Genomic DNA, 23,209 nt, shown 5'->3' on the forward strand with positions numbered 1-23,209 from the left:
CGTCATTTTAACCCTAACCTATAATATAGGCTTTTTCTATAACACTACAAAGAATACTCAATAAAGTTTGTCATTTTTGTATAAAGCTGTAATCTGGTATTCCCTCCGTAAATTCCATGATTCTTATTTGGATAAATAGCCCAATCAAATTGTTTATTCTTAATAATTAACCTCTCAATCAACCTCATTGAATTTTGTACATGTACATTATCATCAGCAGTACCGTGTATTAACAAAAATTTTCCTTTTAGTTGGTCTGCAAAATTTATAGGTGAATTTAAATCGTAACCCTCAGGATTTTCTTGTGGAGTCTGCATGTATCGTTCTGTATAAATGGTATCATAATACCTCCAACTTGTTACTGGAGCTACGGCTATTGCCATTTTAAAAACATCGTTCCCTTTTAGAATACAATTACTACTCATAAATCCTCCATAACTCCATCCCCAAATTCCTATTCTATTTTCATCAACATAAGAAAGAGCTCCTAATTGTTTTGCTGCTTGAATTTGATCTTCTACCTCGTACTTCCCTAATTTTTTATAAGTTACTTTTTTAAAATCTGCGCCTTTAAACCCGGTACCTCTACCATCTACACAAACCACAATATACCCTTTAGATGCTAATAATTGATACCAGTAATCATTTGCCCCATTCCATTTGTTCGCTACTTCTTGAGAACCTGGACCACTATACTGATACATTAACACAGGATATTTCTTTTGATCATCAAAATCTACAGGTTTTATCATCCACATATTTAAATCGTTCCCATTAACTCTTATGGTAGAAAACTCTTTATTAGAAAACTCATAATCTTTAAGTTTTTCTAACAATGGTTCGTTATTAACCAATTCTTTAATTTCTACCACTTTATTTGTTTGATTTAATGTATAACAATAAGGTGTTTGTACACTAGAAAACGTATTAATAAAATAAGTATAACCTGTACTAAATGTAGCTGCATTGGTTCCTACCTTTTTAGTTAGCCTTTTTTTATTTTTTCCTTTAATATTAATTGCATAAACATCTCTATTGATATTTCCATTTTCTGTGGATTGATAATAAATCATTTTATCTTTTGAATTATAACCATAAAAATCAGTAACCTCCCACAAACCTTTGGTGATTTGTTTTTTTAACTCTCCTGATTTTGAATAATAATAAATATGATTGTATCCATCCTTTTCACTTAGCCATAAAAAACTATTGTCTTTTAAAAAAGTAAGATGATTGGCAATACTGATATAAGTATCTTCCTTTTCATTTAAAACAAGATGAATTTGATTTTTTTCAACATCACAGAAATACAAATTCAAATTGTTTTGATGTCTATTAAGCGTTTGCACACTTAATAAATTTTCTTCTTCAGTAAATTTGAATCTAGGGATGTAATATGGACTTTCAGGAAAATTAATTTTTAAAGTTTCTTTTGATAAAACATTACAGTTGTAAAGTGACACTTGTGAATTATTTTCTCCAGCTTTAGGATATTTAAACACTTGTTGTTTTGGATATAAATTTTGAGCATAAATATCCATAGAAAATTCTGGCACCTTGGTTTCATCAAATTTTACATAAGCCAATTGAGTTCCTGTTTTGTTCCATTCAAAAGCACGAACAAATTCAAACTCCTCTTCGTAAACCCAGTCTGTTATTCCATTGATGATTTTATTTTTTTCTCCATCAGAAGTAATTTGTATAATTGAATTATCTACCAAGTTTTTAATATAAATATTATTATTACACACATAAGCAATCTTGTCTCCAATAGGAGAAAAAGTTGGTTCTTGAATTTTTCTATCATCAACAGCAATTAATTCTGATGTAACTATATCATAGACAAAATACTTAGCTAAGGTTGACCTCCTGTAAATAGGCTCTAACTCTGTAGCCAATAAAATTTTCTGTTCATCTTGACTGAATGAATATTTTGAAAATGGAGTAATATTTAGTTCGGATGATCTTACAATAGTTTTCTTTTTTACTTGTGATTCATAATCATATAAATCAATAGAAGTTGAACGAGTAGAGGCATCCCAATTTAAAACGGTATATTCCCTATCATTTTTTAGACTTTGTAACTCACGCATTCCTTTTGTTCGGAATTCTCCGCTCCATATTTCACTTAGCGTGATTTCTTTTTTTTGAGCTAGAGAAAACACAGCGTAAAACAGCGTTATATAAAACAGAAAATATGATTTGTTCATCTTAAAATTTTGATAGGATTAATATTTATATAGTTAACTAAAATAAAAAAAGCTTTTTAGAAATTCTAAAAAGCTTTTTTTATATATCATAGAAGATTTATTATCCTCCAAAGTCATCAAAACGTACATTTTCTTTTGGCACTCCAAAATCATCACACATTTTAACTACTGCTTGGTTCATCATTGGTGGTCCACAGAAGTAAAACTCAATATCTTCTGGTGTCTCATGTGATGATAAATAGTTATCAATTAAAGATTGGTGTACAAATCCAACAAATCCATCACCTTCTTTATCATGAATATCTTTCTTCACTTTCCAGTTATCCTCCTCTAAAGGCTCTGACAATACTAAGTATAATTGGAAATTAGGGAATTTCTTCATTAAGTCTTCAAAGTAGTGAATATAGAACAACTCACGCTTAGAACGACCTCCGTACCAATAAGATACTTTACGTCCCGTTTTCATGGTGTGAAATAATTCATATAAGTGAGATCTCATTGGCGCCATACCAGCTCCACCTCCAATATAAATCATTTCAGCATCAGAATCTTCGTTGATAAAGAATTCTCCATAAGGTCCTGAAATAGTAACTTTATCTCCTGGTTTTTGGTTAAATACATAAGAAGAAGCAATCCCTGGATTTACATCCATCCATCCACCTTTTACTCTATCGAAAGGAGGACAAGCCACACGTACGTTTAACATAATTTCTCTTCCTTCTGCAGGGTAAGAAGCCATAGAGTAAGCACGCTCTACAGTTTCTGGGTTTTTCATTACCAATGGCCATAGACCAAATTTTTCCCACTCTGTTTGGAATTTATCAGGTTCACCTGGGTGATCCGTAGGGTGAGCTGTAATATCCATATCAGAATATTTTACTTCACAAGGTGGAATTTCAATTTGAATATACCCTCCTGCTTTGTAGTCCATATCTTCTGGAATTTCTACAACAAACTCTTTGATAAATGACGCTACGTTATAGTTACGAACTACAGTAGCTTCCCATTTCTTAATTCCAAAAATTTCTTCTGGAATAGAGATTTCCATATCACTTTTAACCTTTACCTGACAACCTAAACGAGCACCTTTAGCTAACTCTTTACGAGTAAAGTGAGGTGTTTCTGTTGGTAAAGCTTCACCTCCTCCAGAATGAACGTGACATTCACACTGTAAACAAGTTCCACCTCCACCACATGCTGATGGTAAAAATATTTTTTCGTTACCTAAAGTTGCTAATAAAGAACTTCCTGTTTCTACTTCAATTGTTTTTTCTCCGTTGATCGTAACTTTTACTTTTCCTGATGGTAATAATTTTGCCTTAGCTCCTAATAAAATACTTACTAAGATTAAAACAATAATCAAGAAAACAACGATACTAATTGCAATTACATTCATAATTATATCTGTTCTTTATTTTTATAATTTGATTCCTGAGAAACTCATAAACCCAATCGCCATTAAACCAGTAATGATGAAAGTAATTCCTAAACCTTTTAACGGTCCTGGAACATGAGAATATGCGATTTTTTCTCTAATAGCTGCAATAGCCACAATAGCTAATAACCATCCTATTCCTGATCCAAATCCATATACAGCAGACTCACCAACATTGGCAAAATCTTTTTGTTGCATAAATAAAGATCCTCCTAAAATAGCACAGTTTACTGCAATTAACGGTAAGAAAATACCTAATGCTCCGTACAATGCTGGTGCAAAACGCTCAACAATCATTTCTACCAATTGTACCATTGATGCAATTACTGCAATAAACATGATAAAACTTAAGAAAGATAAATCGATACTTGCGTATTCCTCACCTAACCATGATAAAGCACCTGGCTTTAATAAATATGAGTCTATTAAAAAGTTTACAGGAACTGTAATAGACAATACAAATACTACTGCCGCTCCTAAACCTACAGCCGTATTTACTGTTTTTGATACTGCTAAGTAAGAACACATTCCTAAGAAATATGCAAATACCATGTTATCAATAAATATACTTTTTACAAAGATGTTAATATATTCCATCGTAACTATAGATTTTAATGTTGTTCAATTAATTTTCTGTTCTTGTAACGTTGTACCCAGATTATGATTCCTACGGTAATTAATGCCATTGGAGACAATAACATAAATCCGTTGTTCTCATATCCTAGAGCATACAATCCTGTAGAATCTGCAATTGTTTTAGCTTTATGTCCTAAAATTTCAATTCCAAATAATTTACCCGATCCTAACAACTCTCTAAAGACAGCTACTAAAACTAAGATTAAGGCATAACCTGCACCGTTTCCTACTCCATCTAAGAAAGATTTCCATGGTCCGTTTGCCAAAGCAAAAGCCTCTAAACGTCCCATTACAATACAGTTTGTAATAATTAACCCTACGAATACTGATAATTCTTTACTTACATCGTATGCATATGCTTTTAACACCTGATCTACTAAAATTACCAAAGAGGCAACAATTAATAATTGAACGATGATACGAATACGTCCTGGGATTAGGTTACGTATTAATGACACGATTACGTTAGACGCAATAACAACAAATAATACTGCTAAAGACATCACTACAGCTGGCTTTAACTGAACTGTAATTGCCAATGCTGAACATATACCTAATACCTGAACTGAAATTGGGTTGTTATCGTTTAATGGATCTGATAACAACGCTTTATTTTGCTTTGAAAATAATGCTTCTTTTACTTCTGCCATGACTAGTTATTTTTAAAGTAAGGTAAATAATGTGACAAACGTTCGTCAATCATATCAGATACTCCATTAGAAGTAATAGTACCTCCAGAAATAGCATCTACACCATGATCGTCTCCTGCTTTTGCTCCACCTTTAACAGCGGTAACAGAAACAAAATTATTTGACTCATCTAAAATCTTTTTTCCTGTAAATTGAGCTTGAAACCAATCCGTAGTAATTTCGGCACCTAAACCAGGAGTTTCTCCTTTATGGTCAAAGTTTGCCCCTACAATAGTATTCTTATCAGAAGCTAAAGCTATGTATCCCCATATTGCATCCCAAAGACCAGCTCCGTATAATGGCACTACATAAAAAGTTTGTCCATCTTTTTCTGCTATATATAAAGGATAGCGTTGTTGATCAACATCTTTTTTAACTTCATTTTTCAACCCAATGTTAAAAGCTTTTGCACTTGCATCAACAGATCCATCACTTTTTAAAGCCAATTGCTCTTTGATGTATTTGTTAAACTCTGCTTCAGCTTCTTCTCTAGAAACATCAGTAATACCGATAGTTCCTAAAATATTTTGCATTTTTTCTGCTTTTACGTTTGTGTCCTGTAAAGGTTTTAAACTAGTGGCAGTAAATGCTAATAATCCTGCAATAATTGTTACAATAATGATTGCGAAGATAAACGTATATGCGTTACTATTCTTATTCATAATTATGCAGCTTTTAAACGTTTTTTACGCTTTTTAATGTTCCCTGCAATCACATAATGATCTACAGTTGGAGCAAAAACGTTCATTAATAAAATGGCCATCATCATTCCTTCTGGATATGCTCCGTTAAATACACGAATCATAATTGCAAAGAAACCGATTAATATTCCGTAGATCCATTTTCCTTTTTCAGTTTGTGCACCAGATACTGGATCTGTTGCCATAAATACTGCTCCAAAAGCAAAACCTCCTACTAATAAATGTTGCCACCAAGGGAATTCCATTAAGGCATTTAATCCTAACGCATTAAATATTAACCCCATTGCAGCACCACCTACAACAACTCCTGTCATAATTTTCCAAGAACCAACTCCTGTAGCGATTAAAATTGCGGCTCCAATTAAAATGGCCAATACTGAAGTTTCTCCTACAGAACCAGGAACATACCCTAAAAACATATCTAAAACAGACCAACCTGCATCAGATCCTGCAGCTAATTTTCCTAAAATAGTTTCACCAGAAACAGCATCAATAGTACTTGCGTCAGCCACCCATACCTTATCTCCAGACATTTGAGGAGCGTATGAGAAAAATGCAAAAGCACGAGCAATTAAAGCAGGGTTAAAAATATTCATTCCTGTACCTCCAAAAGCTTCTTTACCAATAAACACAGCAAAAATTACTGAGATAGCTAACATCCATAAAGGAAAATCAACTGGCATAATTAAAGGAATTAACATTCCAGAAACTAAATACCCTTCATTAACTTCATGCTTATTGTAAACAGCAAAACCAATCTCAATAGCCAATCCTACACCGTAAGAAACTAATAACATTGGTAAAAATTTCCAAGCTCCAAAAATCATACAGTCTATAAAAGCTGTACTCTCTCCTAACTGAGAAAAATGTTGGTATCCTAAATTGTACATCCCAAATAACAATGCTGGTAATAAAGCAAATATTACTGTGATCATTACTCTTTTTAAATCTACACCATCTCTAATATGTGCTCCTTTGTGAGTATTGTGCTTAGGCACAAATAACAAAGTATCTATAGAGTTTATTGCTGGAGCAAATTTTTCGAATTTACCTCCCGGGTTGAAAGGCTTTCTTATTTCGTCAAATTTCTTTCTTAAAAAATCCATTATCCTACTTCTTTAATCATTAAGTCTAATCCTTGTCTGATGATCTCTTGAGCTTCAATTTTTGAAGTGTTGGTATAATCTACCAATGCAAAATCTTCAGGAGCTACCTCGTAAATCCCTAAATTTTCCATTTTCTCAATATCATTTGCAATACAAGCTTTTAATAGTTGTAATGGGAAAATATCTAAAGGCACAACCTTTTCCATTTCACCAGTTACTACCAATGCTCTTTCTTCTCCATTTAAACTAGTGTCTAAAACATATTCTTTGTTTGGATTTAACCATGCAAAAGATGTTTTAGCTGCACTATGGATAGAACCGCTTCCTACAAAAGGCAACCACCCCATAAAGCGGTGCTTGTTTCCTTCTGGGATTACAGTAATCACATTGTCATAAAAACCTAAGTAATCATCTAATTGGATTTGCGTTCCAGTTAAAACGTTTCCAGAAATAATTCTAGAACCTTTAACATCAGCACTTTGCTCAACTAAAGATTTTATACTTTGACCAGCAGCCAAGGCATAATATTGAGGATTTTTAACTTCTGAACCTGCCAAAGCAACCAATTTAGTTGGATTGTAGTTTCCTGTTAAAAACAACTCACCAATAGTAGCTACTCCTTGTGCACTTACTGTCCAAACACGTTCTCCTTGATTAATAGGATTAATTGCAGCTATTTGAGTACCTACATTCCCTGCCGGATGTTTACCAGTTACATTAAAAACCGTTGCATTTTCAACTTTGCTAAAGAAACTAGCCTCATTAGCATCAACCGATAAGTTTACTGCTCCTTCAGTCAATTTAGACAATGCATTGATACCTGCTTGAAAAGCCTCCTCTTTACCTTTTAATGCAAATGCATAGTTTGGTCCTAAAGGATTGGTATCAAATGAAGACACAAAAATAGCTTTTGGAGTATCCGAAGGATTTGCTACAATGTCGTAAGGACGTTGTTTTACATAAGCAAAACTTCCACTCTCCAAAATCTTCTCTAACACTGCTTCTTTCTCTAATTTTAGAGGATCAGCAGCGCCAAAGTCTTTAAATTGGTCTTCTGGTTTTGATTCAATAATAACTGCTAAAACTTTACGTTTAGCACCTCTCTTAATCTCTTTAACCGTTCCACTTACAGGAGATGTAAACTTAATCCTGTCATTTCCTTTAGAAAAGAAAACTACATCACCAACAATAACTTCATCACCTGCTTTAACAGCAAGTTTTGGTATAATACCATGAAAATCTGTAGGTTTAATAGCGTAGAAATCGGAACGAGAAACAGCAGCTGTAGTCATAGCCGCTTGCCCTTTAAGCTTAATGTTTAAGCCTTTTTTTACCCTAATGTCTTGTGACATATTTATAAATTTAATTTATTTTGTACGTATAAAATATGCAACAAATTTAATTAAATTGTGTATTCTTAAAGCTACAAATAGGGCTTTAATTTTATCAGGTTATTTTATTTATAATAATTCTAAGTAATTTTATTTAAAGACAAACGTTTTTACAAAATCAAAAGCTTTAATCAATAACAATTCATTAAATTACAACACTTTAACAAACCAGATCGAAAAACATGCTTTTTAAATATTTAGTTATTTTACTTATTTCTCCCATTGCTCTTTACGCTCAAATATCTGATGCTTTTCATATAAAAACCGTTAGCATTAAAAACAGCAATAGAGATTTTTCTGAAACCATACAGCCCCTGAACAGCTCTTTTAGTTTTAGTTTTGATGATATTAATGGTTATCAAGATGAATATTATTACTTGATTACTCTTTGCGAAATTGATTGGACTCCCTCAAAAATTCCTACTTCATATTACATCGATGGGTTTAATAATATGCAAATTAACAACATGGAAAATTCTTTTGGAACTTTACATAATTACACCCATTACGAATTTTCTATTCCAAATGAAGACACAAAAATCACAAAATCTGGAAACTATCTTTTTCAGATTTTAAATGAAGAAAACGAAGTGGTTTGTGAAAGAAAAATAGTGCTCTATGAAAATAAAATTTCTGTAAGTGTAAACATTTCTGAAAGTAGAGATTTATCCTCTTTTAACGAAAAACAAGCAGTTTCATTAGTTATTCAAAATAATGGACTCCCTATTAATTTTCCAAATTCAGAAATCCAAACTTTTATATTTCAGAATAGCGACCCACAAATACGCTCTCCCTTTTTAAAACCTACTTTTACAGAAAGAAACACCTACACTTACAGGCCTAGTAAAGAAACTGAATTTATTGCAGGAAATGAGTTTCTTAATTTTGACAACAACGAAATTTTAAGAAATACAAGATATATTTCTTCATCATACAGAGAAGATAATTATTTTAACACTATCCTATTTACTCAAAAAAGCAGAGCCAACAGCACTTATACTTACAACCCTGATATTAACGGAAATTTTGTTGTGAGAAACTTTAGATCTAACACTCCAGAAACCGAAGCAGAGTACAGTAATGTTTTATTTACTTTGACTAACTTACAAGAGTATAAAGACAAAGATATATATGTTTATGGAGCTTTTAACAATTATCAAATTAATGATGAAAACAAATTAAATCTAGATGAATCTGGCAAATATTTAACTTGTAGCATATTTTTAAAACAAGGTTTTTACAATTATGATTTTGTAGTTTACGACAATCAAAAAATAGATAAGAAAACCATTAGCGGATCATATTTTGAAACAGAAAACAACTACGAAGCTTTGGTTTATTTTCAACCTACCAACTCTATTTATTACGAAGTAGTAGGTTACGGAATTGGAAACAGTAAACAGCAAATAGAAAATTAGTTGTTTTCTACAAAATTCTTATTTATATTTAAACAAACGATACTAAAATGACTGAGGCAACAACTCAAGGAATAAAAATTTCTGTAAATACTGTTTTTTGTGGTGTGCAGGAGCGCAACCAACAAAAGCACTATTTATATGACTACTATATTAGTATTGAAAATTTATCACCATACACTGTTCAATTATTTTCTAGACATTGGGAAATTTACGACTCTTTAAACCACACCGAAATTGTTGAAGGAGAAGGAGTCATTGGCATACAACCTATTCTGAAATCTGGAGAAAAACACGCATATAAATCTCACTGTATATTGCTTTCTAACTGTGGATCTATGAAAGGTTATTACACCATGTTAAACCTTGACGATAAAAAAACATTTAGAGTTGCCGTTCCATCGTTTCAGCTGCAAACCAAATCTATTATGAACTAATTTTACACAAGATATACTCTTTGGAATTTTGTTCAATATAAACTTCTACACAATTTGTAGGATGTACAAACTCATAAGCTTCATCCATATTAAAACTAAAGTCTTTTATCTTAAAAACACCTTCGAAATCTTTTTCGCCTTTAACTGTATACCTTGCAATTCGATATAAATTTACATCGTCTTTAGAGGTTATTTTAAACCAAGCACCACTACCTATTCCACCCAACCAAGTTGCATTTTCTAAATCAAAAAGCGCTTTATTAGGCAACTCCGTTCCAATTAAATTCAACTCCCTATCAAACTTTTTTAAGAAACAAGCACCATATTCTTTAATTACAGATCTATTGGTATAGTGATCTATTTTTTGATTTTCAATCACATAAATATCATCTTCGGTAGTTCCTTTAATTGCATTCCCTATAGGACTAGGAGTTAATAAATTTGAAGTTTTTAATTTTAACACAATGGATTTATTTCCGCAAGAATTTAAAATAGCATCTGTAACAAACCTTGCACAATTACTTCCGTTTTTAACAAAAGCACCATAAGGAATTTCCTTTTTGCTAATTAAATCATTTACAAAATCTAAAGCTTTTTTGTAATCAATTTCTGAGTTCACACTAGCGACTAGCCTTCCATCACCATGCGTTTTTTCAGGATGCGCATCTAACCAAAGTAAAATTTCATTTAAATTCACTAAAACATCATCTTTGAATTCAGCTACAAAAGGAACAACCAACTCAGGATCTGTTTCTTTACATCTTACACGGCCATTACCGTATGAAGTTATGTACCTACCAAAATCAAAATAATTTATTTCTGATGTTTTTTTATCAATTAACAACATTGCGGCATGACCGGCTTGAATAGCATTTTCGCTACCAATTCCCAACTTAGGCCAAACCTTACTTGAAAACTCCGAATGTGCCGGACGAACCACTGTATCTGGATAAGACAACACTACTATAACACCATCATACATCATAAAACTATACTTTTACAGCGCTAAACAAATCATCATATTGCAAAACTTCTTGATTGACATAATCGTGATATTCCATTAACAAAGCTTCCTTGTTTTTAATCACCATTGTTGTACTAACTGTTTCAACCACATCTCTTTTCATTTTAGGAGAAATTTCTTGATTTCCTAAATTTTCATCTTGATGAAATTCCAAAACTTTTTGCTTAATATCTGCTGATAGAGCAAGTAAATTCTTTTTAAACCACTCTTCTCGTTGAATTTTAACCTCAGCTGTATACAATGTAGAAGACGACCAAATATATGGCTGCTCAACCGAAAGTTCTGTTAACTTTTTTTCTTTTCTACACCAAACCAACTCATAAATATTAGAAGTATTATTCCAATCTACCACTATTAACGTAAAAGGAGCAACCCCATTTAAATCGATAGTATTTAAAGTATTCAATAAATTTTTAGAGGTTAAAATAGATTTTACTACTACCCCTCTACTTTTTGGAAATTTTATAGTTGGATCGTGATAAACAAAACCTCCATTTAGCAAACAAACCAAACGTTTGTGTTCAGCAACACCAATCCAAGTTCCTCCAGCTACTTCATCTTTAGGATAAAACAAGCTCGCCCCATCCTCAACATAACTAGATGGAGCAATGGTTTTTCTAGATTTTTGTTCATCTCTATTTGATGTAAAAACAAATCCTTTTTTACTAGGAACATAAGTTACTGTACACATAAACCTCCTTTTATTTTCGTTTTTGTCTATAAATCTATTAAAAATTACACTTCTTACACATTAAGTCTTTATACTTTGGTAAGATTATTAAATTTGCAAACTCAATTCAAACCTATGCAACGCATACAAAAGCTTTTTACGGTTGATAACACTCCACAAATAAAAGAACAACTTTTAGTTTGGGGAGCACAACACAACACAGTTGCTTGGTTGGATTCTAACAACAACACCAAAACCAATATTGAAGGTTTTTTAGCTATTGATCAAATTAGTTTTATAACTTCTGATTATCATAACGCATTTGAACAATTAAAATTTTATGTAGATAACATTCAAGATTATGCTTTTGGATATTTAGGTTATGATTTAAAAAATGATGTAGAAAAATTAAGTTCTCATAATATTGATGAAACTAATTTTCCTGATTTATATTTTTTTCAGCCCAAAAAACTGATTGAAGTCCAAAAAGACGGAATTCTTTTTAGATACCCTAAAGATTTAGCCGAAGATATTGATAAAGATTGGAAGGCCATTCTAGCATCTAAAAAAGAAATATCAGCAAAAAAGCCTCTTGATATTCATCATAGAATTGATAAAGAAACCTATATTAAACAAGTTGAAAAAGCACTTAAAGAAATTCACAAAGGAGAAGTTTATGAATTAAACTTTTGTCAGGAATTTTATGCAAAAAACGCAAGTATTCATCCTGTTAATACCTATTTAGATTTAAACACTATTTCTCAGGCTCCCTTTGCTACTTTTTTAAAGATTAAAGATTTGTTTCTTTTATCTGCATCTCCCGAAAGATTTTTACAAAAAAAAGGAGACACTTTGGTTTCTGAACCTATTAAGGGAACCGCAAGGAGGAGAACTTTACCCGAAAAAGATATTTCGCAAATTGAACTGTTAAAAAACAACACCAAGGAGATTGCAGAAAATATTATGATTGTAGATTTGGTTAGAAATGACTTATCTCATATTGCTCAAAAAGGAACTGTTAGTGTTAATGAACTTTGCAAGATTTATACTTTTAAGCAAGTGCACCAAATGATTTCTTCTATTACCTGTAAAATAAAGCCCAACATCCACATGGTTGATGCCATTAAAGCGTGTTATCCTATGGGTAGTATGACTGGAGCTCCAAAAATTGCTGCCATGAAATTTATTGAAGATTTAGAAGCTAGCAAAAGAGGAATTTATTCTGGAGCTGTAGGATATTTTACTCCAGAACAAGATTTTGATTTTAATGTGGTGATCAGAAGTATTGTGTACAACCAATCTAAAAACTATGTGTCTTTTTCTGTAGGAAGTGCTATTACCGCAAAAGCAAATCCGGAACAAGAATACGAGGAATGTTTGTTAAAAGCCAAAGCGATGCGAGAAGTTTTAAGCAACTAACTCTCTATTTAACCATTGTATTTATAATGATCTAAACATACTTTTAAGGTAGCCAAAGCAGAACCAATCATTATAAAACAAACCATTAAATGTTCTTTTTGAAAAAAACTTTCTGCCAAAAAATTGGTCGCACTTAGCAGCAATAATACATTTAAAACAAACCAAACTAGTATTAATAAAATAATAGGATTTCTTGATGTGTTATTTGTTGAATACGTATTTTTCATAGCTAATTGTTTTTCAATAAAACTTTATTCTTTTTCATGTTAATAAGCATCTCTCACTCTATAAAAGACGCGAGTATAAAAATAAAGCTAACTCTAAAGGATTTCAACTGTGTTAAATCGCAAAAACAAACACTTTATCTTTTTTTAACTTTATTACTTTTAACTTATTTGTATTTTTATCCAAAAACAATACTGTGCTACAAAAACTAGAAACTCATCTTGAGAAAAACTTTCCTTTTTTAAAAGGTAAAAAACTATTAATTACTGTTTCTGGCGGAATTGACAGCGTGGTTTTAGCCCATGTTTTTCATCAATTAAAATATCAAATTGGTATTGCTCACTGCAACTTTCAACTTAGAGGAATAGAAAGTGATTTAGACGAAAGATTTGTAGAAAAAATAGCCAAAGAATTCAACTGTCAATTTCATAGCATTCAATTTTTAACCAAAGAATATTGCAAAAAAAACAAAGTAAACATTCAAATTGGAGCCAGAGAATTACGTTATGATTGGTTTCAGAAATTATACACAGAATATGAGTATGATTATATTTTAACCGCACATCATTTAAACGATGTGATGGAAACATTTTTCATCAACTTATCAAGAGGTACAGGATTAGATGGATTGGCTAGTATTCCTCCTATTAATCAAAACATTATTAGGCCGTTTTTAATTGTTTCTAGAAACGATATTGAAACTTATGCAAACAATCTTAATATCAAATGGCGAGAGGACCAAAGCAATGCCGAAACAAAATACATTAGGAACAAAATAAGGCATCATATTACCCCTGAATTATATAAACTTCATCCAAATTTTGAAGAAAACTTTTTAAATACAGTTTTAAAAATTCACGATAGTAAAATCTTCATCAAACAAAAAATTGCAGCCTTGCAAAAAGAAATTTTTACTACTAAAGAAAATGATTTTATTATTGATAAAAACATCATTAAAAATCTTTCTGATTTTGAAATTTACGAACTTTTTAAACCGTTTGATTTTACTGCTACGCAAGAAATTAAAAAACTTATTGCAACACAAACAGGTAAGCAAATTTACTCTAGCACTCACACACTTTTAAACAATAGAGACAGTTTAATTTTATCTATAAACACTCAGGATTTAAACGAAGATGTTTATATGATAGAACATATGCAAGACATACATCACCTACCCATTTCTTTAAATTTTTCTTTTGCAAACAAGGAAATTTCTAAAGACTGTATAGCCTTAAATTTAGAGCAAACATCTTTTCCTTTAATGATTAGAAAATGGAAAGATGGTGACTATTTTCATCCTACAGGAATGAGAGGAAAGAAAAAAATTAGTAAATATTTTAAAGATGAAAAATTCTCTTTAAGAGATAAAGAAAATACTTGGTTGTTATGCAATCATCAACAACAAATTATTTGGATTATTGGTCATAGAGCAGATAGGATATTAACCTGCAAACCCGAAAAAGAAAATTTAGTCTACATTTCTGTTTAACATCAAAAAAACAAGTGTTAATCTTATAACTTTTTGCCTAAAAAGTGTATTTTTTTGGCTATTTTTTTTCACAATACTTAGCCATGTTGTATCTTGCCTCAAACAAATTTAATTTAACATGTCTAAACAAACCAAATTATCAAGATTCAACGATAGCGTTCTTGCTAAGTATCAGGTTTACAATAGTGTTTTTGCTACTTTACCCTTTGACAGTGTAGAAAAAACAGGAACATTGTTACCTTTATTTAACGAGAGCTGTATAGAAGGTTTTAAAAACGGAAAAACTCCCACAGAAATTGTAGATGAGTTCTTTACTAAATACAAATCTGATTCCACAGAAGAAGACAAAATTAGTTTCCTTTTCAAGTTTATTCAATACATAGAACGTCAAGTTGTATTGTTTGATGCTATAGAAGATGCTGCTTTCCCTATTGTAAACAATATGGCTGGAGTAGGAACTTTAAGAAATATTAAAGAAGAAGCAAGTTCTAAACGAGTTAGAAACGAACTTAAACATTATTTAGAGGAATTTAAAACTAGATTAGTTTTAACAGCTCACCCAACACAATTTTACCCAGGTACTGTTTTAACAATTTTAACAGACTTACAAGAAGCTATTAAAAATGATGACTTAAGCTTAATTAAGAAATTATTAGCTCAATTAGGTAGAACTACATTTTTTGCAGAGAAAAAACCAACTCCATATGATGAAGCTATTAGCTTAATATGGTACTTAGAAAATGTATTTTACCACTCTATTAGTAAAATCTACGATTATATTCACTACCATTTATTTGATGGTGAAGACATCAAAAACGAAATTATTACTCTAGGATTCTGGCCTTGTGGAGATAGAGATGGGAACCCATTTGTAACTACAGAAACAACTTTAAGAGTTGCTAGAAAACTAAGACAAACTATTTTAAAGAACTACTTTAGAGATGTTCGTCAATTAAAGCGTAGACTTACTTTCCCAGGAGTTTACGAAATTATGAACGAAATTGAATCTGCTTTATACGATAGCTGTATTACAGAAAATTCTCCTGTTAGAATTTCAGTAAAATCGTTATTAAGCAAGATGAATGCGATTAAGAAAACTTTAAAAGAAGAGCACAGTAATTTATTTGTAGAAGAAGTAGATAGCTTTATCAACAAAGTAAAAATCTTTGGATTCCACTTTGCTACAATGGACATTCGTCAAGACAGCCGTGTACACCACGATGTATTTACTGGAATTGTTAAAGAGTTACAAGAAAAAGGAGATAACACTTTCCCTAAAAACTACTTAGAATTAAGTCCAGATGAACAAATTCAAGTATTAGCTAAGGTAAAAGGAGATATCGATCCAGAACAATTCTCTGAAGAAATGGTAGTTAGAACTTTAGGTTCTATGAGAGCAATCTCAACCATACAAGAAGACAATGGAGAAAGAGGTGCTAATAGATATATTATTAGTAACAACCAAACTGCCTTAAACGTAATGGAAACATTCGCTATGCTAAATCTTTCTGGATTTGAAGAAGGTTTAAAAGTTGATGTTGCTCCGTTATTTGAAACAGTAGATGACTTAGAAATTGCTCCTCAGGTAATGAGACAATTATATTCTATTCCAGAATACCGTGAGCATGTTGCAGCTAGAGGAAACAAACAAAACATTATGTTAGGATTCTCTGATGGTACTAAAGACGGTGGGTATTTAATGGCTAACTGGGGAATCTACAAAGCAAAAGAAGAGTTATCTAAAGTATCTCGTGAATTCGGAATTAAAGTAATATTCTTTGACGGACGTGGTGGACCACCTGCTCGTGGAGGAGGAAAAACTTCTAAATTCTACGCTTCTTTAGGAGAAAATATTGAAAATAAAGAGATTCAGTTAACCATTCAAGGGCAAACTATTAGTTCTAACTTTGGTAACTTAGATTCTTCTCAATACAACATAGAACAATTATTAGGAGCTGGTATTACCAACAAAATATTTAACGATCCAATGAACGCATCTTTATCAGATGAGCAAAAAGGATTGATGGAAGATTTAGCAGAATTAAGCTTTAAAGCATATTCAGACTTTAAGAACCATGAAATGTTTATTCCTTACTTAGAAAGAATGAGTACTTTAAAGTACTACGGTAAAGCAAACATTGGATCTCGTCCATCTAAGCGTGCTAAATCAGATTCTTTAAACTTTGGTGATTTAAGAGCTATTCCTTTTGTTGGGTCTTGGTCACAATTAAAGCAAAATGTACCAGGATTCTTTGGTGTAGGAACTGCATTTAAAAAGTATAAAGATGCTGGTGAGTTTGATAAAGTTCAAGACTTATACAACAACTCTAACTTCTTTAAAACATTGTTAGAAAACAGTGTAATGTCTATGGAAAAATCAAACTTTGCTTTGACTAACTACATGGCGAAAGATGAAGAATTTGGTGCATTCTGGAACATTATTCACGATGAGTATTTATTAACTAAAGAATTGTTGTTAGAATTAGCAGGTCACAAAGAATTGATGCAAAACTTCCCTGACGGAAAAGCATCTATTGCTGTACGTGATTCTATTGTATTACCTCTTTTAACTATACAACAATATGCTTTAAGAGAAGTACAATTAATGAACAAGCCTGGTGCTACACCTGATCAAAAACGATTAGAGACTTTTGAAAAAATTGTCACTAGATCTTTATTTGGTAACACCAACGCAAGTAGAAACTCTGCTTAATACTTTAAGCATTACAATAAAAAAAGCCCTCAAACATTTAAATTTGAGGGCTTTTTATTTATCCTAACTTCACCTTATTCTCTCAACCTAAATATATACTTAGGATCTAAGCCTACAAGTTCTAAAGCCATGGAAAATGCATTAAAGTAATTAGGCTCATACTCTTTAGTAGGATTCCTCATACCATGCTTTACATAATAATTATTGTTTTCTAATTGTATGGAAGTCACATTTCCATCAAAAGAAAAAAATTTAGAAGTACGTTCTCTAACAACACCCCACTTGGATTCAAAGTTATAACACAACAAACTTTATAAATTTGAATTAGCAACACTAAAAAACAAAGTAAAAATATTCCAATAAAAAAAGGAACAAGTAAAGCACTTGTTCCTTTTTTTATTGGAATTATATCTTAACGAATTATATCATCATTTTACAATGATACTTGATGATAATATGTTTTTGACTTTACCTCATTTTTAACTTCTAAAAAGTAATTTACATGCTCTTTACTTCTAGGAATAATTAAACCTCTATACTTTTTACTGTAATTAGCTTTAACTTCTTCACCATTAAAGTCAAACAACTTTAAACTTGTATGCTTTCCTTCATAACGAACCAATACTTCTTTAGGAGCCTTTCTAATAACTATTTTATCCCTAGACGCCTTACTTAAAGCCATTAGCTTCTCGGCATGAGCTTGAGCCTTAGTTTTTGAATTCTCTTCGGCCAATTTATACCCTTCTGTCTTATTATAGTTTTGTAAATCTTCATAATTAATTAAACCTACAGAAGAGTTATAATTTAATGCTGGGCTTTGCTTAGTTAATGGTTCTGTAACTTCAACTATAGGATCTACTCCTCTTTGCTCACTATTTAAAATAGTTAATGATTCATAACTATACAAACCAATTGGGTATGCATAATTTTGTCCGTAGCTTACTCCTACCAACAATAAAACTGCGATTAAAATAATTTTCTTCATAATATATAGTTTTGCTACAGTAAAAATACACAACAAGCCCTAGGGCAAGTTTAATATAACATCAACAACACTCCTATTTATTTAAAAATTGCATTTTCGTGAACTTCACAAAATAAACTATAGAAATAAATTTTAACAAATGGTCTGTTTTTAAATCCTTAAATAGTTCGTAATTATAACCACTCTTTTTTATCAACTTAAAAACCTGCTAAAACACAAGTACGCCAAAACACCGGCTTCAATGTTAAATTAATGTTAACAAACAAAAAAACCGATGCAAATTGCATCGGTTTCTATTCTAAAAAATTAAAATCACTTATTAATAAGCTCTTTTATTGTTTCCTTCGTAAAAATTAATAAAAGCTTCATTTACTACACGTTTTCCTCCATCTGTAGGATAATCTCCAGTAAAGTACCAATCTCCTGTGTGGTTTGGACAAGCAGCATGTAACCCTTCTATTGTTTGGAAAATAATTTCAACCTCAGCATTAATTTCTGATGTTTTTAACATCTCTGAAATTTTAGCAGAAATTTGCTCTGGTGTAAAAGGCTTATAAACCTCTTTTACAAAGTTTTTAATTCCAGCATCGTCTTTACTACGTTGTTTAAGACATTTGTTATAAACATCTGTTACAATTTGATATTGACCTGTTTCTTTTAACAATTCTATAGCAGCTCTAAAGGCAATAAAATCACCCAATTTAGCCATATCAATACCATAACAATCTGGGTAACGAATTTGTGGTGCAGAAGAAACTACTACAATTTTTTTAGGCTGTGTTCTATCTAATATTTTGATGATACTCTTTTTTAAAGTAGTTCCACGAACAATACTATCATCAATAATTACAATATTATCATCTTTTTTAACCACTCCGTAAGTCACATCATAAACGTGAGCTACCAAGTCATCACGACTATCATCAGAAGTAATAAACGTTCTTAACTTAGCATCTTTAATCGCTAATTTTTCAAAACGAGGTCTAATAGCTAAAATATCACTTACTTCTTGAGCACTAAGGTTTTTACCTCCTGTTAATATTTTTTCTGTTTTTTGAGTATTAAGGAAATCCTCAGCTGCTTCGCACATTCCGTAATAAGAAGTTTCTGCAGTGTTAGGAATATAAGAGAATACTGTATTTTCTATATCTCCGTTAATACTTTCTATGATTTGAGGAAACACACGTACCCCTAAATCTTTTCTCTCTTGATAAATATCTGCATCTCCTCCTCTAGAAAAATAAATACGCTCAAAAGAACATGCTTTTTTCTCTAATGGCTCTAAAATTTTCTCTACAGACACCTTACCATTCTTTTTAGCAATAATAGCGTGACCAGGCTCTAACTCTTTAACTTTTTCCATTTTTAGGTTAAAAGCTGTTTGAATTACAGGTCTTTCTGATGCTACTACTAAAACCTCATCATCTTTATAATAAAAAGTAGGACGGATTCCCGCAGGATCTCTCATTACAAAAGCATCTCCATGACCTAACAACCCCGCCATAGCATAACCTCCATCAAAACTACGAGTAGCTCTTTTTAAAATTCTAACAATATCTACCTTCTCTGCAATTACAGGAGAAGCTTCTTTTTTAGTATAGTCTTCTTTAATTTCTTGGTAAATAGATTCCACCTGATCATCTAAAAAGTGACCAATTTTTTCCATTACCGTAACAGTATCTGTACTTTCTTTTGGGTGCTGCCCTAACTCAATCAACTCATCTAACAATTGTTTAGAGTTTGTCATGTTAAAGTTACCAGCAACAATTAAGTTCTTATGTCTCCAGTTACTTTGACGTAAAAACGGATGAACATTTTCTATAGAGTTTCCTCCAAAAGTTCCGTATCTGGCATGACCTAAAAACAAATTACCAATAAAAGGCGTATTTTCTTCTAACCAAGCTACATCATCCTTTTTATCAGGATTTGCATCTACAGTTTCACTAATACGTTGGTTTATTTTTTTAAAAATATGCTGAATAGGCTGCTGCTTGTTAGAACGTATTCTGCTAATGTATCTGCTACCAGGATTTACATTAAATTTAATACTTGCAAAACCAGCACCATCTTGACCACGATTGTGTTGTTTTTCCATTAGCAAGTACATCTTATTTACTCCGTAAAAAGCTGTACCATATTTTTCCTTATAATACTCTAAAGGTTTTAGCAACCTCACCATTGCAATACCACACATATTGTATCTTTTATTGATTAAGTTTTACGTAAGTCGCAAAACCATTATTTTTTTGCAAAATTACAAAGAAAATTTCGTTAACTCCTTAAATTTCGACAAACGCTCATCAACCTCAGCGTAAGTAACACCTGCAATGCGTTCTACCCCAAATTTTTCTACGGTAAAAGAGGCTAAATTAGATCCCCAAATCACTGCATTTTTAATATTATCGAACGACAACTCTCCTTCTTGTGCTAAATATCCTGTAAATCCACCTGCAAAAGTATCTCCAGCTCCGGTAGGATCAAAAACATCTGCTAATGGTAATGCTGGAGCAAAAAACATTTTGTCTTTATGAAACAATAAGGCTCCGTGTTCTCCCTTTTTAATAATCACATATTCAGGTCCCATTTCATGAATAATTGCTGCTGCTTTTACTAAAGAATATTCTCCACTTAACTGCTGTGCTTCTTCATCATTTATGGTAATTACATCTACTTTTTTTAGCAAAGTCTTTAAATCATCTAAAGCAATATCCATCCAAAAATTCATAGTATCAAGCACTACCATTTTTGGCTTTTTATTCATTTGTTCTAAAGCTGCATTTTGAACTAAAGGATGTAAATTTCCTAACATAACAATTTCTGCATCTTTATATTTTTCTGGAACTACAGGATTAAAATGCTCTAATACATTTAATTCAGTAATTAAAGTATCTCTCTTGTTCATGTTATCATGATACTTTCCTCCCCAAAAAAAAGTTTTCCCGTCTTTTACAACTTCAATTCCTTCTGTATTGATGTTTTTACTGTGTAATAAATCAAAATACTCTTGTGGAAAATCGTTACCAACAATAGACACCAAACCAGTGTCTACATTTTTAAAATTACTAGCAGATAACCCAATATAAGTTCCTGCTCCTCCTAAAATTTTATCTGTTTTTCCAAAAGGCGTTTCAATAGCATCAAAAGCTACTGTTCCTATAACCAATAATTTACTCATTTGTTTTTATTTCAATAATTACACAAGCTAGAATCAATCTTGTTTGCTGTTGTATGCTAGCTTTATACTCAGTATCTTTGTGGCTGCAAAAATAAGTTTAAAATATGACTATCAAAGAAATACAAGAGGAAATTGTAGACGAGTTTACAATGTTTGATGATTGGATGCAACGCTATGAGTATATGATAGAGCTTGGTAAATCTGTACCAGTAATTGATGAGCAATACAAAACAGATAACAATCTTATCAAAGGATGTCAATCTAAAGTTTGGTTACACTCAGAATTAAACGGAGATAAAATTCAGTTTACCGCTGATAGTGATGCTATTATCACCAAAGGAATTGTAGCTGTATTGTTACGCGTTTTTAACGACCAATCTCCTAAAGATATATTGGAGGCTGAAATGGATTTTATTGATGAAATTGGTTTAAAAGAACATTTATCGCCTACAAGAGCCAATGGCTTAGTATCAATGATCAAACAAATAAAATTATACGCATTAGGAATGCAAAGTAAATTAAATGCCTAACTGCTAAAAACAAAAGAAATGAATCACGAAGAAACTGTAGAAATAGGAGATAAAATTGTAAATGTGTTAAAAACAATTTACGATCCAGAAATCCCTGTAGACATATACGAATTAGGATTAATTTATGATGTCTTAGTTAACGATAAAGGTCAAGCTAAAATATTAATGACCTTAACATCGCCAAACTGTCCTGTAGCCGAAACCATGCCTAAGGAGGTAGAAGAAAAAGTTTGTGCCTTAGAAGAGCTTGAAAGTGTTGAAGTTGAATTGACTTTTGACCCAACATGGACACAAGACATGATGAGCGAAGAAGCTAAATTAGAATTAGGATTTCTATAATTAGTACTAAGTCATCAGTACAAAGTACATAGATAATATTTGGTTTTTGGTCATTATAAAACTATTCACCAACAACTGTGTGCTAAATACTAATTAATTATGGATGAAATTGTAAACAGAGTAGCCAATAGCCCTTTAAAAAATATTGATCTAGAAGATTTTTATCTTCCTGGAGAACGTGTTTTGTTTGATATTAAAGATTGGCTTTACGAAGGAATTATTTTAAGGGAAAAAGACTTTAGAAATAAAGTAGCCGATTTTGATTGGTCTACACTACAGGATAAATATGTGGCTTTTACTTGTAGTGCAGATGCCATTATCCCATCGTGGGCATATTTATTATTAGCAAGTCATGCATCTACATTTGTTAAAAAATGTGTGGTTGGTGACTTAAATACTTTAGAAACAGTTTTGTATACTGAAATAATTTTTAAATTTGACATAAGTCAATTTGAAGACAAACCTGTTATTATTAAAGGCTGTGCTAATAAACCAATACCAGAATCTGCATATACTTTATTAATCAGCAAGCTGCTTCCTGTTGCTAAAAACATCATGTACGGTGAGGCTTGCTCTACTGTACCTTTATATAAAAAAACTAATAAACATTAAAAAAC

22 protein-coding genes are annotated in these 23,209 nt (G+C 31.6%); 8 read left to right on the forward strand and 14 right to left on the reverse strand.

What is annotated here, in order from left to right; all coding sequences use genetic code 11:
- Positions 1 to 44 precede the first annotated feature (44 nt).
- From AXE80_RS12010 to AXE80_RS12040, 7 genes are all read right to left on the reverse strand, one after another.
- Positions 45 to 2,210 carry a S9 family peptidase gene (locus tag AXE80_RS12010; RefSeq protein ID WP_068827640.1) on the reverse strand — a complete coding sequence of 722 codons (2,166 nt, stop codon included), beginning with the start codon at positions 2,208 to 2,210 and terminating at the stop codon, positions 45 to 47.
- A 100-nt stretch (positions 2,211 to 2,310) separates the two neighbouring features.
- Positions 2,311 to 3,606, reverse strand: coding sequence for an NADH:ubiquinone reductase (Na(+)-transporting) subunit F (gene nqrF, locus AXE80_RS12015; protein ID WP_068827643.1), 1,296 nt, complete (start codon positions 3,604 to 3,606; stop codon positions 2,311 to 2,313).
- Positions 3,607 to 3,627: 21 nt separating this feature from the next.
- Complete coding sequence (gene nqrE / locus AXE80_RS12020; RefSeq protein WP_068827646.1) at positions 3,628 to 4,242, reverse strand: NADH:ubiquinone reductase (Na(+)-transporting) subunit E; 615 nt, start codon at positions 4,240 to 4,242, stop codon at positions 3,628 to 3,630.
- A 14-nt stretch (positions 4,243 to 4,256) separates the two neighbouring features.
- Entirely contained in the window at positions 4,257 to 4,931 is a 675-nt protein-coding gene (locus tag AXE80_RS12025) for an NADH:ubiquinone reductase (Na(+)-transporting) subunit D (protein WP_068827649.1), read from the reverse strand.
- A gap of 2 nt (positions 4,932 to 4,933) precedes the next feature.
- Positions 4,934 to 5,632: an NADH:ubiquinone reductase (Na(+)-transporting) subunit C gene (gene nqrC, locus AXE80_RS12030; protein ID WP_068827652.1), complete on the reverse strand. Its 699-nt coding sequence runs from the start codon at positions 5,630 to 5,632 to the stop codon at positions 4,934 to 4,936.
- Positions 5,633 to 5,634: 2 nt separating this feature from the next.
- The gene (locus tag AXE80_RS12035; protein WP_068827655.1) at positions 5,635 to 6,777 is read right to left on the reverse strand and encodes an NADH:ubiquinone reductase (Na(+)-transporting) subunit B; all 1,143 of its coding nucleotides are present in this window, start codon (positions 6,775 to 6,777) and stop codon (positions 5,635 to 5,637) included.
- Positions 6,777 to 8,129, reverse strand: coding sequence for a Na(+)-translocating NADH-quinone reductase subunit A (locus AXE80_RS12040; RefSeq protein WP_068827658.1), 1,353 nt, complete (start codon positions 8,127 to 8,129; stop codon positions 6,777 to 6,779). The genes AXE80_RS12035 and AXE80_RS12040 overlap by 1 nt, the downstream gene beginning before the upstream one ends.
- 221 nt (positions 8,130 to 8,350) lie before the next feature.
- Here AXE80_RS12040 and AXE80_RS12045 point away from each other — a divergent pair, with 221 nt between their 5' ends.
- Both AXE80_RS12045 and apaG read left to right on the forward strand, forming a co-directional pair.
- The gene (locus tag AXE80_RS12045; RefSeq protein ID WP_068827660.1) at positions 8,351 to 9,586 is read left to right on the forward strand and encodes a type IX secretion system plug protein; all 1,236 of its coding nucleotides are present in this window, start codon (positions 8,351 to 8,353) and stop codon (positions 9,584 to 9,586) included.
- A gap of 47 nt (positions 9,587 to 9,633) precedes the next feature.
- Complete coding sequence (gene apaG, locus AXE80_RS12050; RefSeq protein ID WP_068827662.1) at positions 9,634 to 10,020, forward strand: Co2+/Mg2+ efflux protein ApaG; 387 nt, start codon at positions 9,634 to 9,636, stop codon at positions 10,018 to 10,020.
- Here apaG and AXE80_RS12055 read toward each other — a convergent pair.
- Both AXE80_RS12055 and AXE80_RS12060 read right to left on the reverse strand, forming a co-directional pair.
- Positions 10,010 to 11,005: a DUF6695 family protein gene (locus tag AXE80_RS12055; RefSeq protein ID WP_068827664.1), complete on the reverse strand. Its 996-nt coding sequence runs from the start codon at positions 11,003 to 11,005 to the stop codon at positions 10,010 to 10,012. The genes apaG and AXE80_RS12055 overlap by 11 nt on opposite strands.
- A 4-nt stretch (positions 11,006 to 11,009) precedes the next feature.
- Entirely contained in the window at positions 11,010 to 11,735 is a 726-nt protein-coding gene (locus tag AXE80_RS12060) for an NRDE family protein (RefSeq protein WP_068827666.1), read from the reverse strand.
- Positions 11,736 to 11,849: 114 nt separating this feature from the next.
- Between AXE80_RS12060 and AXE80_RS12065 the strand changes: the two genes are divergently transcribed.
- On the forward strand, positions 11,850 to 13,133 hold the full coding sequence (locus AXE80_RS12065) for an anthranilate synthase component I family protein (RefSeq protein WP_068827669.1): 1,284 nt from the start codon (positions 11,850 to 11,852) through the stop codon (positions 13,131 to 13,133).
- A gap of 8 nt (positions 13,134 to 13,141) precedes the next feature.
- Here the strand turns inward: AXE80_RS12065 and AXE80_RS12070 are convergent, their stop codons facing one another.
- The gene (locus AXE80_RS12070; protein WP_068827671.1) at positions 13,142 to 13,360 is read right to left on the reverse strand and encodes a hypothetical protein; all 219 of its coding nucleotides are present in this window, start codon (positions 13,358 to 13,360) and stop codon (positions 13,142 to 13,144) included.
- Between the two features lie 194 nt (positions 13,361 to 13,554).
- On the opposite strand from AXE80_RS12070, the gene tilS reads away from it, so the two are divergent.
- Together tilS and AXE80_RS12080 are read left to right on the forward strand one after the other, a co-directional pair.
- A complete protein-coding gene (gene tilS / locus AXE80_RS12075) occupies positions 13,555 to 14,850 on the forward strand; it encodes a tRNA lysidine(34) synthetase TilS (protein WP_068827673.1) in 1,296 nt (431 codons plus the stop codon).
- A gap of 118 nt (positions 14,851 to 14,968) precedes the next feature.
- Complete coding sequence (locus AXE80_RS12080; protein WP_068827676.1) at positions 14,969 to 17,563, forward strand: phosphoenolpyruvate carboxylase; 2,595 nt, start codon at positions 14,969 to 14,971, stop codon at positions 17,561 to 17,563.
- A 74-nt stretch (positions 17,564 to 17,637) separates the two neighbouring features.
- On the opposite strand, the gene AXE80_RS12085 is transcribed toward AXE80_RS12080, so the two are convergent.
- The 4 genes from AXE80_RS12085 to AXE80_RS12100 all read right to left on the reverse strand — a co-directional run bounded on the left by AXE80_RS12085 (position 17,638) and on the right by AXE80_RS12100 (position 21,723).
- The gene (locus tag AXE80_RS12085; protein ID WP_157359404.1) at positions 17,638 to 17,868 is read right to left on the reverse strand and encodes a hypothetical protein; all 231 of its coding nucleotides are present in this window, start codon (positions 17,866 to 17,868) and stop codon (positions 17,638 to 17,640) included.
- 128 nt (positions 17,869 to 17,996) lie between these two features.
- Positions 17,997 to 18,548: a hypothetical protein gene (locus AXE80_RS12090; RefSeq protein WP_068827680.1), complete on the reverse strand. Its 552-nt coding sequence runs from the start codon at positions 18,546 to 18,548 to the stop codon at positions 17,997 to 17,999.
- Positions 18,549 to 18,867: 319 nt separating this feature from the next.
- Positions 18,868 to 20,742: an amidophosphoribosyltransferase gene (locus AXE80_RS12095; RefSeq protein WP_068827682.1), complete on the reverse strand. Its 1,875-nt coding sequence runs from the start codon at positions 20,740 to 20,742 to the stop codon at positions 18,868 to 18,870.
- 60 nt (positions 20,743 to 20,802) lie between these two features.
- Positions 20,803 to 21,723: a PfkB family carbohydrate kinase gene (locus AXE80_RS12100; RefSeq protein WP_068827686.1), complete on the reverse strand. Its 921-nt coding sequence runs from the start codon at positions 21,721 to 21,723 to the stop codon at positions 20,803 to 20,805.
- Positions 21,724 to 21,827: 104 nt separating this feature from the next.
- On the opposite strand from AXE80_RS12100, the gene AXE80_RS12105 reads away from it, so the two are divergent.
- From AXE80_RS12105 to AXE80_RS12115, 3 genes are all read left to right on the forward strand, one after another.
- The gene (locus tag AXE80_RS12105) at positions 21,828 to 22,253 is read left to right on the forward strand and encodes a SufE family protein (RefSeq protein ID WP_068827689.1); all 426 of its coding nucleotides are present in this window, start codon (positions 21,828 to 21,830) and stop codon (positions 22,251 to 22,253) included.
- An 18-nt stretch (positions 22,254 to 22,271) separates the two neighbouring features.
- The gene (locus AXE80_RS12110; protein ID WP_068827691.1) at positions 22,272 to 22,592 is read left to right on the forward strand and encodes an iron-sulfur cluster assembly protein; all 321 of its coding nucleotides are present in this window, start codon (positions 22,272 to 22,274) and stop codon (positions 22,590 to 22,592) included.
- Positions 22,593 to 22,691: 99 nt separating this feature from the next.
- On the forward strand, positions 22,692 to 23,204 hold the full coding sequence (locus AXE80_RS12115; protein WP_068827694.1) for a DUF2480 family protein: 513 nt from the start codon (positions 22,692 to 22,694) through the stop codon (positions 23,202 to 23,204).
- The last annotated feature ends 5 nt before the right edge of the window (positions 23,205 to 23,209 follow it).

The organism is Wenyingzhuangia fucanilytica (assembly GCF_001697185.1).
GTDB lineage: Bacteria > Bacteroidota > Bacteroidia > Flavobacteriales > Flavobacteriaceae > Wenyingzhuangia > Wenyingzhuangia fucanilytica.